This window comes from Streptomyces sp. NRRL WC-3742 (assembly GCF_000720635.1).
GTDB lineage: Bacteria > Actinomycetota > Actinomycetes > Streptomycetales > Streptomycetaceae > Kitasatospora.
This window is the reverse complement of record NZ_JOCF01000006.1, coordinates 104,933-120,602: the sequence shown is the minus strand read 5'-3', so window position 1 is coordinate 120,602 and position 15,670 is coordinate 104,933. Positions and strand designations below refer to the sequence as shown.

The window sequence follows — 15,670 nt, the reverse complement described above, 5'->3', positions numbered from 1 at the left end:
GTGGGCGGGGTTCTCTCCCCCGTGCGACAACGGTATGCCGGTACACCGCCAAGCCGCTGACACCTCGGAATCGGCTCTGGAAGGGGCGAGCCGTCCGGTGGCAAACGACCTCACGACCTCACGACCTCACGACCTCACGACCTCACGGCCCCACGGGCCCCGCGACCTCACGGCCTTCGGCGGGCGAGGCTGCGCAGGGCCCGTACGTACGGGCTCCAGCGGGCGGGGGTGGGAACGGTGGCGCCGCAGGCGCGGACGGCCTGGTCGAGGCAGTCCTCCAGCAGGGCGTCGTGCAGGTGGCGGAAGGCGAGCGGCCAGGTCAGGCGGCCGGGGCCGTGCAGGCGCATGGCGACGGTGTGGCGCAGGAGGGTGCCGTCCCCCTCGGGCGCGGGGTGGACGGTGAACTCGTGGAAGCCGTCGAAGCCGCGCGGGCCGGTGAACCGGAACCGGACCCAGAGGCCCGGCTGATGACCGACGACGCGGTAACGGACCGGCCCGTGGCCGCCGGAGGCGCCGACGGCGAGCGGGCCGTCCAGGCACATCCGGGGCCAGGCGGGCCCGGGCCACAGCCGGTCGTCCGGGCCGGCGAGGCCGTCGAGGAGGGCGCCGACCGTCGACTCCGATGCGGGGATGGTGCGTTCGTGGATGTTGAGCACGGGCACGGTGGGTGAGCCCCTCTTGTTTTGGATGCTTCTCTCCAATTGAAGTGGAGAGTACTCTCCACTTCATGCCCAGGCCACCCCTCCACGACGAAGCCTCGCTCCTCGACGCCGCCGTCCGCCTCGCCGCCGCCGGCGGGCCGCCCGCCGTCACCATGTCCGCCGTCGCACGCGAGAGCGGTGCGCCCAACGGGTCCGTGTACCACCGCTTCCCCCAACGCTTCGCCCTGCTGGCCGAGTTGTGGCTACGGACGGTGGGCGAGTTCCACGCCGCCTACCTGCCCGTCCTCGAGGAGCACACCGACCCCCACCTCGCCGCCGGAGCCGCCGCCCGCCAGGTCGTCACCTGGTCCCGCGCCCACCGCGAACGGGCACTCGTCCTGCTGCACGGCCCGGAAGCCTTCGGCAAGGCCGAGTGGTCCGAGGAGCACCTGCGCCGCGAACGGCAGGACGGGCGGCGGGTACGGCAGGCCGCGGCGGCCCTGGCCGAACGCCTCGGGACGTCCACCCCGCTGGACCACGACCGCCTCACCCTCGCCCTCGTCGGCCTCCCCCTCGCCGTCGTCCGCCCCCACCTCCACGCGGGCTCCGAACTGCCCGCCCACGCGGAGGAGTTGGCCGAGCGCGGGGCGATCGACCTGCTGCGGGGCGGCGCCTAGCGAACGCCCGGGGAAAGCCCCTGGGCCGGATGGCCCCCGGGACCGCCCCGGCCTACTCCGAGGGGCTCAGCGCGGCCAGGTCCTCCTCGGAGAGGCGCAGCGCACCGGCCGCCACGTTCTGGGCGAGGTGGTCGAGGTCGCCCGTCCCGGGGATGGCGAGGACGTGCTGGCCCCGGTGCAGCGTCCACGCCAGCCGCACCTGGGCGGCGCTCACCCCGTGGCGGTCGGCGACGGCCTGCACCCCGCCCTCCTCGGACGCGACCGCGCCCGTCTCGCGCCCCTTTCCGGCGATCGCGTAGAACGGCACGAAGGCGATGCCCTGCTCGCCGCACAGGCGCAGCACCTCCTCCTGCTCGGGCGCGGCGCCGAGCCCGTACATGTTCTGCACGCAGACCACCGGCGCGATGGCCTGCGCCTCGGCCAGGTGGTGCGGGCGGATGTTGGACAGGCCCAGGTGGCGGATGAGCCCCGCCTCGCGCAGGTCGGCGAGCGCGCCGAAGCGCTCGGCTATGGAGTCGGTGCCGAGGATGCGCAGGTTCACCACGTCGAGGTGGTCGCGGCCCAGCTGCCGCAGGTTCTCCTCGACCTGGCCGCGCAACTCCTCGGGGGTCCTGGCGTGCGCCTCCCAGTCGCCGGAGCGGCCGCGGGCCGGGCCGACCTTGGTGACGATGACGAGGTCGTCGGAGTAGGGCGCCAGGGCGCTGTTGATCAGTTCGTTGGCGGAGCGCAGCGAGGAGAAGTAGAAGGCGGCGGTGTCGAGGTGGTTCACCCCCAGCTCCACCGCCCGGCGCAGGACGCGGATCGCCTGCTCGCGGTCGCGCGGGACGGCATCGGGCGCGAAGGCCGCGCCGTACTGGGGCAGGCGCATCGTGCCGAAGCCGATGCGGTTGACGGTGAGGTCGCCGAGGTTCCAGGTGCCGGAGGCCGTGGCGGTGATCGTTTGCGTGGTCATGGCGGAATGATCGGTGAAAGATGGCCCCTCGGGCCAGCCCTGAGTTGCTGTTCGACGGGGTGCTGGAGGAGCCGGGGAAGAGGGACAAGGGGCGGAAAAGGGCGCACGCAGGGAGCGCGCCGTAACGCTGTGCGCGCGATAGATCGCTTTGCGGAACCAGCACGCGGAATGCGGAGGTACGGTAGCGACCAAATCGCCTGAGGGGAACTGAGATGTCACATCGGCGACTTGAGAACGGGACGACGAGGAGCCCGGCTGCGATGTTCGGAGAGGCGCTCCGCTTCGCACGCGAGCGGGCCGGTCTCAAGCAGGACGAGTTGGGCACGGTCCTGCACTGCCACCGAACACAGATCACCCGCTACGAGAGCGGAAAGCGCGCGATGGACCGAAGGATGGTGGAGCTCGCCGACGAAGAGCTGGACATGGGGGGCTTGCTGGTCCGCCTCTGGGAACGGGTGGACTGGCACGCGGATATCGAGCATCCGGATTGGTTCCAGAGTCACGTCGACAGGGAGTCCGAGGCGGTGGCCGTAAGGACCTTCCACATCGCCGTGGTGGACGGATTGCTGCAGTGCCGTGAGTACGCGGAGGCGGTGTTCGCTTCGAGCGATGCAGCTGGGAACCGCGACCTGATCAGGCAGCGGACGATGGCCCGACTGGCGCGGCAGGAGCGATTTCTCGATCCAGACGGGCCGCTCCTGCTCGCAATTCTGGACGAGAGTGCCATCCGGACCGTCTACGGCGGTCCAGGTGTGATGCGGCGCCAGATGGAGCATCTCCTGGCGATGGCCAAGCGCCCGAACATCGGCATCAGGATCACGCCGTTCGCGCCTCGAGGGGCAAGCCTCACCGTCTCAATGATGTTGCTGGACATGCCTGATGGTCGAACCTACACCTACTCGGAGAGTCTCGACCGAGGGCATGCGAGCGACTCTCCGGAAACAGTGGCGAGGCATCGGCGCAGCTATGATCTGCTCACCGGGGAGGCCCTGTCGGTGACCGAGTCGCTCACCCGGATGGCCGACGCGCTGGAGGAGTTCAGGAATGATGAGGAACGAGCTCGACGCGACCACATGGCGCAAGAGCAGCTACAGCGGCGGGAACGGCGGCGCCTGCATCGAGGTAGCCCCCGGATTCCCCGGTCTCGTCCCCGTACGTGATTCCAAGGACCCCCAGGGCCCGGCCCTCGTTTTCTCGGCTTCCGCCTGGGGAGCCTTCGTCGCGGCCGTCCGCTCGGGCGATCTTCCCTCCTGACCACATGTGGTCCCGGGGACGTCGGTCAGCGGCCAACATGCTCGTGCGCAGCAGCGACTCGGTTGCTGGCTATGCTGCCGATCATGACCAGCGACCCGACGACGACCACACCCGTCGTCCTCGACGCCGCGCAGGTGGCGTCCGATCCTGAACTGGCGGGCCGGCTCGCCGAATCCGCGCACCGGATCCTCGCCGACCTGGTACGCGGGGGCGCCGCGCTCGGCTGGGTCGAACCGCCCTCCCCGGGCGAGGTGGGGGACCTGCTCGACCACGTCCTCGCCGCCGTACGGGCCGGGGACGGCTCCCTGCGTCTGGCGTACCTGGACCGTCGGCTCGTCGGGCTCGGGTACTGGCTCCGCTACGCCCGGCCGACCCATCGGCCGAACGCGGACCTGGAGAAGCTCGCGGTCGATGCCGCCGTCCACGGCCGGGGCGTTGGGCGGGCGTTGACCGCCGCCCTGATCGAGGACGCCCGAGCGGCGGGAATCGAGGTCCTCACCCTGGACGCCCGTGGCGACAACGCCAACGCCCTGCACCTCTACCGGTCGTTGGGCTTCACCGAGTACGGCCGCCTGCCCGACTTCGTCGCGGTCGGCGAACGCCGCTACGACAAGGTCTTCTCCATGCTCGACTTCCGCCGTCGACCCTGACTTGGAGGGTCCGCCCGCAGGAGCCACCCCTCGCCGCAGGCGAACGTGACGCCCTGGAACGACGGGCCGGACGCCACCCGCTCGAACCCCAACTCCCGGTGCAGGTCCAGCGAGGCGCGGTTCTCGGCGGAGACGAAGCACCACACCGGCTCATGCCTCCCCCACACCCACTCCATCCGCCACTCGGTCAGCAGCCTCCCCAGGCCGCGACGCCGCCAGGCGGGATCGACGGTGACGCCGGTGAGGTAGTAGCCGGAGGGCTCATCTGCGGACAGGAAGGCCACGTTCGCGTACCCGGCGAGTTCGTCCGCCACCCTCGCGGTGACCACCAGGCTTCGCTCACCGCCGAGCCCCCGACGGATTCGCTGCGCCCACTCCCCCGCCGACCCGCCGCGCGCCCGGGCCTGCAACGCGGCCAGGACTGGCACGTCCGCCTCGACCGTCTCCGCCACCATGGCCGCCACCGGCGCCTGCCGTTCGACGGGGTCGGGATCGTACGCGGCGAACCGCGGGTCGTCACTGGCGATGTCGCTGGTCATGCCGCTCCTCTCACCGGTACCGGTTCTCAAGGATCCCGGACCAGATCTGCCGTGCCGAGGGCCCGTCGAAGACGGGCGGGTCGACGGCGTGGTGGTGGGCGGTCAGCCGATGGAACCACCGCCCGTCACCCGTGCCGAGCTGGGGCACCGCCTCGACCCGCAGCGCCGCGTACTCGATCGGCTGCGGCGCCGCCGGGACTCGGCGAGGCCGGCATGTGCCGACCCGACCCACGGACGTAGTGCCACTACTTGCGTAGTGGCACTACGCAAGTAGTGCTCTGCCTCAGCCGGCCAGGGTGGCGGTGCGCAGGCGGGCTGCGGAGCGGGAGAGGCGCAGGGCCGCGACGAGGGTGGGGCAGAAGCCGATGGCGCAGGCGGTGAGGACGCCGGCCGGGCTCAGGCCCGAGGTCGACGCGACGGCGACGACGGCGGCAGCCACCGGGGTGAGGAGGATCGGACTGAGCAGGAGCAGGGCCGCCTGCCTCTTCTCCCGGCGCGTCCACTGCACGGACTTCGCGACCCGGATCGCGGCGACGACGGCGGTGATCAGCGCGAGGACCGGCCCGATCGCGGGGACGAGGAGCAGCGGCATCGGCAGCACCGCGAGGAGCAGGGTGAGGTTGGTGCGGCGGCCGGTCTCCGGTTCGGGCCGGGTGCCGCCCTCCTCGGCCAGCGCGGCGTCGGCGATCCGCCGGGGGCTGCCGAGCCGGTCGAGGACCTGCCGGACGGCGTTCTCGTCGGCGGGGTCGCACTCGGCGAGGGCGATCTCGACGTGCTCGCGCAGGTCCGCGAGGAGTTCACGGCGGCGTTCGGCGGGCAGCGGGGCGGTGTACCGGTCGACGGCGTCGAGGTGGGCGCGGACCAGGGGGTGCTCGGTGGGGTTGTTCACGGGGTGTCTCCCGGGGAGAGGACGTGGTCGACGGTTTCGCGGAAGGCCGGCCACAGCGCGGCGAACTCCTCCAGAGCGCTGCGGCCGGCATCGGTGAGGGTGTAGTAGCGACGGGAGGGACCGCTCGGCGAGTCGCGTAGGAACGTGTCGGCGAGCCCGCTGCGGCGCAGCCGGGACAGCAGGGGGTAGATCGTCCCCTGACTGGTCGCCAGCATCGGGAACCGCTCCAGCGCCTGCAGCAGCTCGACGCCGTAGCACGGCCCGTCCCGCAGCAGCGCCAGGACGCAGTACTCGAGCACGCCCTTGCGCAGCTGGGTCGCCACGGGCCCGTCGGCCGGGTCCGCTGCGCGCTCGTTGTGTGCGATGCCAGGTACCATGCAATGCAAGCTAGCATGCGAAACATGGTTCCCGGAAGCGGCAGGGCCGGGCATCACCCGTCCGGCCCCACCGCCACCGCCTCCGGCTCCGGCTCCGGCTCCGGCTCCGAAGGGGAGGGCCTACGGGCGGGGGTCGGTGCGCAGCAGGCTGTAGAGCACCACGTCCCGCCATTCGCCATCCCGGAAGGTGTGCGCCCGCTTCACTCCCTCACGGACGAATCCGACCTTCTCCAGGGTCCGCTGCTCGGCCCGGTTCCCGGCCTCGGTCTCCGCCTCCAGGCGCATCACCGGCGAATGGGCGAACAGATAGTCGACGAAAAGCCGGTGGGCCCGGGTGCCGATACCCCGACCACGCGCCTCGGGGAGGAGTTGGGCCCCCAGGCTCCAGTGCCAGGACGTCGGCGCCGCGCGCTCCCGCATGGCGGCGGCATAGCCGCAGAACTCCCCGTCCACGGTGACCGCGAGGGTCCACTGCTCGTCGGTGAGCAGGCCGTTCTCGGCCCAGACGCGGCGGATGCGGTCGGGCTGACGCCAGCCGAACCACAGATGCTCGCCCATGGCGTCGGGGTTGTTGAGGAGGTCGAGGAACTGCGGGAGGTCGGACTCGGCGACCGGGCGCAGGGATATCCGTTCTTGGCTCATGTCTGCCCGAACGCCGAATGGCGCGGTGACGGTTCCTCAATTCGCCGAGAAATTCCGAGAACTTTCCGGGAAATGTCCGCGGACCCGATTTACTGCGGAAATTCTCGCCCATTTACCGCGACAGCCGAAGAAGAACCGAGGCCCTGCCCCCGGGGGCACCGCACTACTTCCGTAGTGCCACTACGGAAGTAGTGCGACGGGCCCGGATCAGGGCACGTCGTTCGAGGTCTTGGTCCAGGTCCGCTCGTTGAGGAAGTACGCCGGCGCGCCCTTCATCCCGACCGTGCGGAACGCCTTGTCGTGGTCGTTCACCGTCATCCGGCCCTGAAGGCCGTTCTCCGCGGTGTACGTCAGCACGATGTTCCAGGAGACGTCCTGGCTCTTGGTGGTCGCGTCGATGTTGATCACCTGCGGATCGGTATTCGACACCTTGAACGGGAAGTTGAGGGCGGTCTTCTTACCCGTCTCGGGAACCGCCACGATCCGGGGCGGGGAGGAGTCCAGGTCCACGTCGAAGGAGGAGGGCTCCAGCCCGCCGCCGCAGCCCGAGCCCGGGGTGTACGCGTACCCCTTGAACGCCGGCTGGGTGCTGACCACCTCGATCGAGATCGTGTTCAGCACCACCACCTGGCTGCTGTCCCCCAGCGCCGTCAGCTGGAGGTGCAGGTGACCGGCCGGAACGGCCTCCTGGGCGGCCGCCCAGCTGTCGTTGGCGGCGAACATCGTCGGCGGCGGGGTCACCTTGCCGGGCGGGCGGGGCGAGAGGAACCACTGCTCGCAGGGATTCTGCCAGTCGGTGGCCAGGACGCTGACGTGGAAGGGGGCGGGCGGCGCCTGGGGCGGCGGAGCGGCCGAGGCCGACGCGGGCGCGGCCACGGCGGCAGGTGCGGAGGCGGGAGCCGAAGCGGGAGCGGCGGCGGTCGGAGGCGTCGTCGTGCCCGCCTGACCCGCAGCGTCTGCCGAGCGCTGCCCGTCGCTGTGCATCAGGTACGCCGGTACGGCGGCGGCCAGCACCACCAGGGCCGCCGCGCCCACCAGCACCCGCGAGCGCGACCACCGGGAGCGGCCCCCGGCCCCGGCGACCGGCTCGTTCACCGGCCCGGGCTCCTCGACCGCAGGAACGGCGGCCGGATCAGCGGCCGGAACAGCAGCCGGAGCAACGGTCGCAGCGGCGGCCGGAACAACAGCCGCAGCCGACGACTCGGCCACGGAAGCCTCCGCCGCCTTCGCGCCCTGCCCGCCGCCCGCGCCGCCCGGCTCCCGCCGCCTCGCCGCGTCGGCCAGTATCCACCGCCGGTGCAGCTCGACCAGCTCCGCGGGCTCCGCCCCGCAGACCCGGGCGAAGCGTTCCACCGGCGCGTACTCCGCCGGTACGGCCGCGCCGTTGCAGTACCGGTGCAGCGTCGACGTGCTGACGTGCAGCCTGGACGCGAGCACGCCGTAGCTGCGCCCCGACCGTTCCTTCAGCTCGCTCAGCATCGCCGCGAACCCGTCGGCCTCCACGCCCACGCCTTGCCTCCCCGTACCGCCGCCGGGCTCGGCCCCCTGACCGAACTCGCAGCTCACCGTACCGGCCGGAGCCCAGACGCTGTCGTCCGGGCCCGGCGCGAGGAGGTCCTGACCGCGGCTCACAACTGGTGGTCCGCCGTGGCCGCCGAGGCGGCCGCGTCCGGGACGGTGGAGCGGTAGAGGCCGAGCTTGGGCTTGGAGACCTTGGTGCCGGGCGTCAGCGGGGCGTTGATCCGGTAGGCGGTGGGCAGGCCGCTGCGCGCCAGGACGTTCAGCTCGTCGACCTTGCCGGCCGCGCCGCCGGAGGCGCCGCCCGGGTTGAGGTCGACGACCGCGTACGCGACCTTGCCCGCGCCGACCACGTACGCGGGCGGGCCGCCGAGGCCGCTGGGCACCATCGGCAGGATGTCCTGGTCGCGGTAGGCGGCGTGCGAGTCGCCGATGCTGATCTCGGGGTAGTAGTCGAGGCCGCACGCCTTGGGGCCCTTGTTGTGGACCTCGATGACCCGCTGGGACGGAGCCTCGGCCCGGGCGCTCACCTTCACCGTCAGCTGTTCGTTGGTGCAGAGGTGGCTGTAGCCGTACGGGTCGTCCTCGCCGGCTCCGCCGCCGGCGCCCCCGGTGCCACCGCCCGGGTTGGCCGGTCGCGCCGGAGTCGGAGCCGACGCGGGTGCTTTGGTGGCGCCCCCCGGAGCGGTGCCGCCCGCAGCAGTGCCGCCCGAAGCGGTGCCACCCGCAGCGGTGCCCGGGGCGGCGGAGTCACCCGGGGCCGGCGCACCCGGGGCGGAGGCCGGGGCGGACGCCTGCGGCGCGGCTCCGGCGTCGCCGCTGTCCGGACCGCAGGCGGTGAGGGCGAGGACGGCGCCCAGTGCGAGGGCCGCGGGCAGGACGAAGGTACGACGAGAGGACATGGAGAACCCCGTGAGCGTGAGAGGAAGGAGGCGAAGGAGACGAGGAAGCCGCCGGGCGGTGGAGCGAAGCCGCCGGACCCCGACGACCGGAACTCTGGCCCGCCGCCCGCCACGGCCGCCAGCCCTACCGGCCGATACGGGACGCTGGAACGCTTCCACCCCCTCTGACCTGCGCTTTCCCGTCAGCCTGGAACGCCCGGCCGGAACGCTCCCGCCCCTCCTACGTCCTCCGGAAGCGCACGCGTTCACCCCGCTCCACCCCGCGGCCGCCGCCCGCGCGACCCTGTTGCAAAGTCTTCGCAGGTGCGCAGGCTTGTCCGGAAGCGAGCCGAGACCCTACGGTGTTCCCCGCCTCTCTCACCGGGGGCAGAACCGCCCGTCCCGAGAAGTGAGCGAGAGTTGAGCGAGAAGTGAGTGGGACACGCCCGCCCGTCATGACCGTCATGGACGAGACCCCGTCACGGACGACACCCCCGCGGTGGGAGCGCAAGGACACCGTCCGCACCGCGAGCCTGCTGGCCGTCATCCTCGGCATGCACGTGGTCGGCTTCGGCATGCTGTTCCTGCTGATCGTGCCGAACCACTACACCGTCGGTAACCAGGCGTTCGGGGTCGGCCTCGGCATCACCGCCTACACCCTCGGCATGCGCCACGCCTTCGACGCCGACCACATCACCGCGATCGACAACACCACCCGCAAGCTGATGGCCGACGGGCAGCGCCCGGTCTCCGTCGGGTTCTGGTTCGCCCTGGGCCACTCCAGCATCGTGATGGCGATGGCCGCCCTGGTGGCCGGCGGGGCGAAGGTCGCCGGCACCCTGGTGGACCAGGAGTCGACGACCCACCAGTGGCTGGGCGTCATCGGCACCAGCGTCTCCGGGACGTTCCTGTACCTGATCGCCGCGATCAACCTGGTCGCGCTGGTCGGGATCTACCGGGTCTACCGGGCCATGCGGGCCGGGAACTTCGACGAGAAGCAGCTGGAGAAGCACCTGGACGAGCGCGGTTTCATGAACCGCATCCTCGGCCGGCTCACCAAGTCCATCCGCCGCCCCGGCCAGATGTACCCGGTGGGCCTGCTGTTCGGCCTGGGCTTCGACACCGCCACCGAGGTGGCGCTGATGGTGATGGCGGGCTCGGGTGCGGCCTCGGGCCTGCCCTGGTACGCGATCGTCTGCCTGCCGCTGCTGTTCGCCGCCGGGATGTGCCTCTTCGACACCCTCGACGGCACGTTCATGAACTTCGCGTACCACTGGGCGTTCTCCAACCCGGTCCGCAAGGTGTACTACAACCTGACCATCACCGGGCTCTCCATCGCCGTCGCCTTCGTCATCGGCACGATCGAGCTGGTCGGCGTCCTGCACGAGAAGCTGGACCTCACCGACCCCGTCACCGGCTGGATCGCCGACATCAGCCTCGACAACGTCGGCTACATCCTGGTCGGGATGTTCGTCGTCGTCTGGGCCTGCGCCCTCGCCTACTGGCGCTTCAGCAACGTCGAGCAACGCTGGACCGCCCGGGTCGAGAAGGGCTGACCACCTCCGGCCGCCAGGTGGCAGGCACCGGGACGATCTCTCATCGCGGATAGCGCCGCCCCGCCTCCACGGGGCGGCGTTAGCATGACCGGACCCGACCACGGCCCCCTCCGCGCCCAGGAGTTGACGATGAGCCCTGCCGAGACCGGACGCCCCGCCTACCCCCTCACCCGGACGACCGGCCCCGTCCCCGAGGAGGCACGCCGCGACATCCTCAGCGACCCCGGCTTCGGCAAGCACTTCACCGACCACATGGCCACCGCCGTCTGGACCCCCGACAACGGCTGGCACGAGCGGCGCGTCGAGCCGCTGGCGCCGTACTCCCTGCACCCCAGCGCGGCGGTGCTGCACTACGCGCAGGAGATCTTCGAGGGCCTCAAGGCGTACCGGCACGCGGACGGGAGCATCTGGCTCTTCCGCCCCGGGTTCAACGCCCGCCGCTTCGCCCGCTCCGCCGAGCGCCTCGCCCTGCCGCAGCTGCCGGAGGAGGACTTCCTCACCAGCGTCGAGGAACTCGTCCGCGCCGACCGGGCGTGGGTGCCCGAGGCGGAGGGCGAGGGCAGCCTCTACGTGCGCCCGTTCATGTTCGCCTCCGAGGCGTTCCTGGGCGTCCGGCCCGCCGAGCACGTCACCTACTCGGTCATCGCGGGCCCGGCCGGGCCGTACTTCTCCGGCGGCGTCACCGGCATCACCCTCTGGGTCAGCGGCGAGTACACCCGCGCGGGCCGCGGCGGCACCGGCGCCGCGAAGTGCGGCGGCAACTACGCGGGCAGCCTCGCCGCCCAGATGGAGGCCCGCCGCAACGGCTGCGACCAGGTGCTCTACCTGGACGACACCGGCGGCGACGGCAACCTGGAGGAGTCCGGGACGATGAACCTGTTCGTCGTCACCTCCGCCGGCGAACTCGTCACCCCGGGCCTGGGCACCATCCTCGACGGCCTCACCCGCGACACCGTCCTCGCCCTCGCCGACGACTTCGACCTCACCCCGGTCGAGCGCCCCTTCAGCCTCACCGACCTGCGCAACGGCGCGGCCGACGGCACCGTCACCGAGGTCTTCGCCGCTGGCACCGCCGCGGTCATCACCCCCATCACCGCCTTCAAGTCCCCCACCGCCGACTTCACCGTCGGCAACGCCACCCCCGGCAAGCACACCCTCGCCATCCGCGAGCACATCCTCGACATCCAGTACGGCCGCACCCCGGACACCCACGGCTGGCTCCACCGCGTCGTCTGACCCGAGGGCACGAGCGAGGGGCCCGGCCCGGGAAACGTCCCGGGCCGGGCCCCTCGTTTGTGGAGCGGTGCGTCAGGGAGTGCGTTCCGGCTGCAGGCTCCAGCGGACGTTGTCCTGGAGGTTGCGGCAGTCCCAGATGTCGAGCCAGGTGCCCGGATCCGTCTTCCAGCCGTTCAGTTCGATGCAGCGCCCGGTGTCCGGGTCGCCGCCGGTGACGGTCGCGTTGTTGACGAAACGGCCGTCCGGGCGGACGGTCCACTTCTGGGTGGGCTTGTCCTCGCAGCGGGCGAGGCGGACGAGGGTGCCGTTGCCGGTGGCGCCGTCCGCGGTGGAGACGCAGAGCGCGCCCGCGCGGATCGTGCCGTCGGCGCCGAGGTTGAACCGCTGGTTGGGCGTGTTCCAGCAGGCACCGAGGGCGAGCTGGGCGCCGTCGCGCGGGCCGCCCCAGGCGTCGATGCACTGCCCGGGCGAGAGCACGGGGTGGATCGAGGTGCTGGCGTCGGCGTAGCCGATCATGCTCGGAGTGCCGAAGCCGTCGACCTTGCCCGCGGTGCCGTTGGCGCTCCGGCCCGGGTAGACGGTGATGGCGTTGTCGTTGCCGACGGTCCACAGGTCCGGGGAGCCGTCCGCGTTGACGTCCCCGGCGCCGATGCGCGGGTAATCCGCGGCGTTCACGCCGAAGCCGATCTTGACGCCGGCGTCGGGCTTGGTCAGGGCGGTGTAGTCGACGGTGCCGTCGGCCTTCCAGGCCAGCGGGTAGGCGAAGACGTCGCCGGTGGTGCGGTTGCGGGCCCACAGGGTGGTCTGGCTGACCTGGCCCGGGTTGGCCTTGTCGGTGCTGGTGGTGACGCCGTTGGCGGCGCCGGGGTTGAGGAGTTCTAGGTCGGCCCAGCTGCCCGAGGCGGTCGGGATCAGCGTGGCGCTGTTGACGCGGTCGGCGAGGCCGTCCGGCGAGAAGAGGTAGAGGTTGCCGTTCTCGACGGTCAGCAGGGTGGTCTGGCTGGAGATGACCTTCTGGCCCGTGCTGCCGCCGGGCTTGGCGGCGGTGGCCTCACCCTCGGGGGTGCCGAAGGCGAGCACCTGGGAGACGCTGCTCCAGTCGGTCGCATTGTAGCCCGCGCACGGGGCGCCGGTGCCGTAGGTCCTGCACGTGGGCCGGTTGGTGATGGCGATCGGTGTGAGGGTGTCGAGGCGTCCGGTGCCGTCGTTGGGGATCACGTAGATCGAGTTCCTGAGGATCGACGCGCCGGGCTTGTCGGGGTTGTCGAAGTGGGTGACGATCTCGTCGACGGGCTGGCCGACGGCGAAGGTGCCGTGGTGGCTGATCCGGAAGTCGGCCCAGGTGGTGCCGTAGTCACGGGCGCCGGGGGCGGCCGCGGCCGGGGCTGCCAGTGAGGTCGACGGGTCCGAGGTGGCGCCGATGACGCGCAGGTCGCCGGTCCTGTCGACCAGGACGATGTCGGGCTTCTGGTCGTTGTTCACGTCGCCGAACACCGGCTGGGTGCCGGGCTTCCAGGGCACGTAGAAGTTGTAGACGGCGGGCTGGCTGTAGTTGCCCGCGATGTCCATCGCCCAGGCGTAGAGGGTGTTGGTGCCCCAGTTGCGCGGCTGGAAGCCGTACGGCTGGCCGGGCTTGACGGTGTCGGGGCGGTTGCACTGGAACCCGACGACGGGCGTCGGGTCCGGGCTGACGCGGATGCAGGCGACGCCGGAGGCCCACAGGCCGGGGCCGGGTGCCGGGTCCTCGGCGTTGAGGGTGAAGGTGCCCCAGTCGCCCGCGTACTTGGCCGGGTTGGGGTTGGGGGTGCCGGAGGGCGGGAAGTCGGTGGAGCCGATGCTGACGCGCGGGTTGGTCCGGTCCACCCGGAAGAAGCACATCGCGCTGCTGGGCGAGGTCAGCAGGCTGTCGGTCGAGCGGGCGACCCAGCCGTACTGGTGCCCGTCGCTGAGCGAGCCGACCGCCAGGCTGGGCGCCGGGTTGTTGTAACTGCCAGCCCAGCTGCCGTTGTTGGGGCCGATGCTGTAGTTGGGGTCGTTGTCGTCCCACATCTGGAAGCCGGTGTAGAGCGGCTGCCCGGCCGGGGAGTAGCTGCTGGCGTTCAGGTAGATGTTCTGGTTGTTGCCGACCCAGCCCGGGTTGTCCCAGGGGTTGGCACCGCCGGAGTTGCACTCGGCCGTGCCGCCCGTGTCGGCGAAGCCGGGGGCGGGGCCGGCGTGCGGCCACCAGACGGTGGGCGTGATGTCGTAACTCGTCGTGATGCTCGGGTTGTTGGCGACGGCGTGGCGGAAGAACTTGTTCCACTCGCTGTCGCTGGGGGCGATGGCGATGGTCCACTGGCCCCACTGCCCGGCGGCGGCGCGCTTCATCATGTCGGTGACGTCCACGGACATCGGGCCGGTGCCGGTGATCTGCTGGCCGCCGACCCAACTGCAGCCGTCCATCACGAGGTTGCCGTTGGTCCCGCAGGGCTGCGCGTTCCAGTTGGTGTCCCCGTTGATGCCCGTCGGGGCCGAGAAGACGCCGAGGCTGGTCGGGGTGCCCGGGCTGGAGGCCACGTTGACCTGGGCGTTGAGGGTGGAGGTGTAGAGGGTGGGCGGGACCTGGGCGCCGCCGGGGACGTTGTAGATCGCCGGGTTGACGCCGATCGCGAAGTAGGCCCGCTGGCGGCCCTCCTTGCCGCAGTCCTGGCTCGGGTCCGAGCTGTGGTAACCGCAGTAGCCCGTCGAGAGGTTGGACTTGGTGTTGAAGTTCTTGGCGTCCTTGTGGTTCTCCTGGACCTCGACCGAGCCCTGGCTGTAGCTGGTGACGGCGACCAGCGTCGGGTCCAGGTACCACGGGCCGCTGCCGGAGCCGAGGGCCTTCGGGTCCGGGGTCAGCTCGATGGCCTCGTTGGTGGCCCTGGCGCCGATCGAGGCGACGTTGGCGCCGTCGCCGGGGGCCTCGGCCGTGGACGGGGCGCCCTGGGCGGCGGCGTCCTCGGCGGCCGGAGCGGCAACCGCCTTGCCGGCGTTCGGGGTTGCGGTGGTGGCGGCGGGCCTGGAGGAGTCCCACTGCAGGGGTGCGGGCGAACGGAAGCGCAGCGCGCCCTTGTCGTCCTTGACCGTGATCGCGCCCTTGTCGTCCGAGGCGACGCTCAGGCCCTGGGCGGTGACCGGGAAGCGCAGGGTCCTGAGCGCCGGGTTGGCCGCCGCCTCGGGCGTGCGGACGACGATCACGTCGCGCCAGCCGCCGACCGGCAGCGCGGTCAGCTTCAGGTCGACGCCGGGCAGCACGTCCGCGTAGGTGGCGGTGTCGACGCTGAGCGTCGGCCTGGGCAGGGCGAACGGGGCACCGACGGCGAGTTTCCTGCCGTCCGCGGTGGCGACGGTGGCCATCGGGCCGGTGCCTCCGCCGGAGAAGGACACGGGGGTACTGGCCACGGCCGGGCCGAGCGTGCCGTCGGCGTTGCGGCGAAGCGTCGCGTCGATGTCGGCCCACCCGCCGCCCTGCTTGGCGCGTACGGGCTGGGCGCTGTCGGTGGTGGTCAGGCGGCCGTTCGGCTCGGCGGTGGTCCTGGACACCTCGGTGGTCATCGCGTCGACGACCACCGATCCGCCGGTCGACTTCGCCTTGGCGAGGGCGTCGAGCGCGGCCTGCTGCTGCTCGGTCCGGTGCGGGGCGGGCCCGTTGGGGGTGAGCGGCGGCAGGGACGTGGGCACGTGCGAGCCGCCGGTCGGCCCACCGGGTGCCGCGCCCACCGCGAACGCGGCCGGTGTGAGCAGCGTGAGGCCCAGGACGCCGCTGACGCCGAGCGCGGCCAGCCGGAGCACGCGTTTGCGGACCGATGGTGACGGTGGCGCCATTTGATGCGTAACTAC

15 protein-coding genes are annotated in these 15,670 nt (G+C 71.8%); 6 read left to right on the top strand and 9 right to left on the bottom strand.

Annotated features, from left to right (window positions below):
• Window positions 1-167 precede the first annotated feature (167 nt).
• On the bottom strand, window positions 168-662 hold the full coding sequence (locus IH61_RS0105915; protein WP_031065965.1) for a hypothetical protein: 495 nt from the start codon (window positions 660-662) through the stop codon (window positions 168-170).
• 65 nt (window positions 663-727) lie between these two features.
• On the opposite strand from IH61_RS0105915, the gene IH61_RS0105910 reads away from it, so the two are divergent.
• Entirely contained in the window at window positions 728-1,318 is a 591-nt protein-coding gene (locus tag IH61_RS0105910; protein WP_031065959.1) for a TetR/AcrR family transcriptional regulator, read from the top strand.
• A gap of 52 nt (window positions 1,319-1,370) precedes the next feature.
• On the opposite strand, the gene IH61_RS0105905 is transcribed toward IH61_RS0105910, so the two are convergent.
• Window positions 1,371-2,270, bottom strand: coding sequence for an aldo/keto reductase (locus tag IH61_RS0105905; RefSeq protein ID WP_031065956.1), 900 nt, complete (start codon window positions 2,268-2,270; stop codon window positions 1,371-1,373).
• Between the two features lie 260 nt (window positions 2,271-2,530).
• On the opposite strand from IH61_RS0105905, the gene IH61_RS48215 reads away from it, so the two are divergent.
• The 3 genes from IH61_RS48215 to IH61_RS0105890 all read left to right on the top strand — a co-directional run bounded on the left by IH61_RS48215 (window position 2,531) and on the right by IH61_RS0105890 (window position 4,174).
• Complete coding sequence (locus IH61_RS48215) at window positions 2,531-3,430, top strand: helix-turn-helix domain-containing protein (RefSeq protein WP_158844672.1); 900 nt, start codon at window positions 2,531-2,533, stop codon at window positions 3,428-3,430.
• A complete protein-coding gene (locus tag IH61_RS44210; RefSeq protein ID WP_234327050.1) occupies window positions 3,387-3,524 on the top strand; it encodes a DUF397 domain-containing protein in 138 nt (45 codons plus the stop codon). Before IH61_RS48215 ends, IH61_RS44210 begins: the two co-directional genes overlap by 44 nt.
• Before the next feature lie 83 nt (window positions 3,525-3,607).
• Window positions 3,608-4,174: a GNAT family N-acetyltransferase gene (locus tag IH61_RS0105890; RefSeq protein ID WP_031065953.1), complete on the top strand. Its 567-nt coding sequence runs from the start codon at window positions 3,608-3,610 to the stop codon at window positions 4,172-4,174.
• On the opposite strand, the gene IH61_RS0105885 is transcribed toward IH61_RS0105890, so the two are convergent.
• From IH61_RS0105885 to IH61_RS0105855, 6 genes are all read right to left on the bottom strand, one after another.
• The gene (locus IH61_RS0105885; protein WP_234327044.1) at window positions 4,129-4,713 is read right to left on the bottom strand and encodes a GNAT family N-acetyltransferase; all 585 of its coding nucleotides are present in this window, start codon (window positions 4,711-4,713) and stop codon (window positions 4,129-4,131) included. The genes IH61_RS0105890 and IH61_RS0105885 overlap by 46 nt on opposite strands.
• Window positions 4,714-4,996: 283 nt before the next feature.
• The gene (locus IH61_RS42565) at window positions 4,997-5,602 is read right to left on the bottom strand and encodes a DUF1700 domain-containing protein (protein ID WP_051836362.1); all 606 of its coding nucleotides are present in this window, start codon (window positions 5,600-5,602) and stop codon (window positions 4,997-4,999) included.
• On the bottom strand, window positions 5,599-5,979 hold the full coding sequence (locus IH61_RS0105870; RefSeq protein WP_031065944.1) for a PadR family transcriptional regulator: 381 nt from the start codon (window positions 5,977-5,979) through the stop codon (window positions 5,599-5,601). Before IH61_RS0105870 ends, IH61_RS42565 begins: the two co-directional genes overlap by 4 nt.
• Window positions 5,980-6,099: 120 nt before the next feature.
• Window positions 6,100-6,621, bottom strand: coding sequence for a GNAT family N-acetyltransferase (locus IH61_RS0105865; RefSeq protein WP_031065942.1), 522 nt, complete (start codon window positions 6,619-6,621; stop codon window positions 6,100-6,102).
• A 207-nt stretch (window positions 6,622-6,828) separates the two neighbouring features.
• Complete coding sequence (locus tag IH61_RS0105860; RefSeq protein WP_051836360.1) at window positions 6,829-8,130, bottom strand: helix-turn-helix domain-containing protein; 1,302 nt, start codon at window positions 8,128-8,130, stop codon at window positions 6,829-6,831.
• 119 nt (window positions 8,131-8,249) lie between these two features.
• Window positions 8,250-9,041: a DUF4232 domain-containing protein gene (locus tag IH61_RS0105855; RefSeq protein ID WP_031065935.1), complete on the bottom strand. Its 792-nt coding sequence runs from the start codon at window positions 9,039-9,041 to the stop codon at window positions 8,250-8,252.
• A 443-nt stretch (window positions 9,042-9,484) separates the two neighbouring features.
• Here IH61_RS0105855 and IH61_RS0105850 point away from each other — a divergent pair, with 443 nt between their 5' ends.
• The gene (locus IH61_RS0105850; RefSeq protein ID WP_420713840.1) at window positions 9,485-10,576 is read left to right on the top strand and encodes a HoxN/HupN/NixA family nickel/cobalt transporter; all 1,092 of its coding nucleotides are present in this window, start codon (window positions 9,485-9,487) and stop codon (window positions 10,574-10,576) included.
• Between the two features lie 129 nt (window positions 10,577-10,705).
• Entirely contained in the window at window positions 10,706-11,812 is a 1,107-nt protein-coding gene (locus IH61_RS0105845) for a branched-chain amino acid aminotransferase (RefSeq protein WP_031065929.1), read from the top strand.
• Window positions 11,813-11,884: 72 nt separating this feature from the next.
• Here IH61_RS0105845 and IH61_RS0105840 read toward each other — a convergent pair whose 3' ends face one another.
• The gene (locus tag IH61_RS0105840; RefSeq protein WP_031065925.1) at window positions 11,885-15,622 is read right to left on the bottom strand and encodes an RICIN domain-containing protein; all 3,738 of its coding nucleotides are present in this window, start codon (window positions 15,620-15,622) and stop codon (window positions 11,885-11,887) included.
• Between the last annotated feature and the right edge of the window lie 48 nt (window positions 15,623-15,670).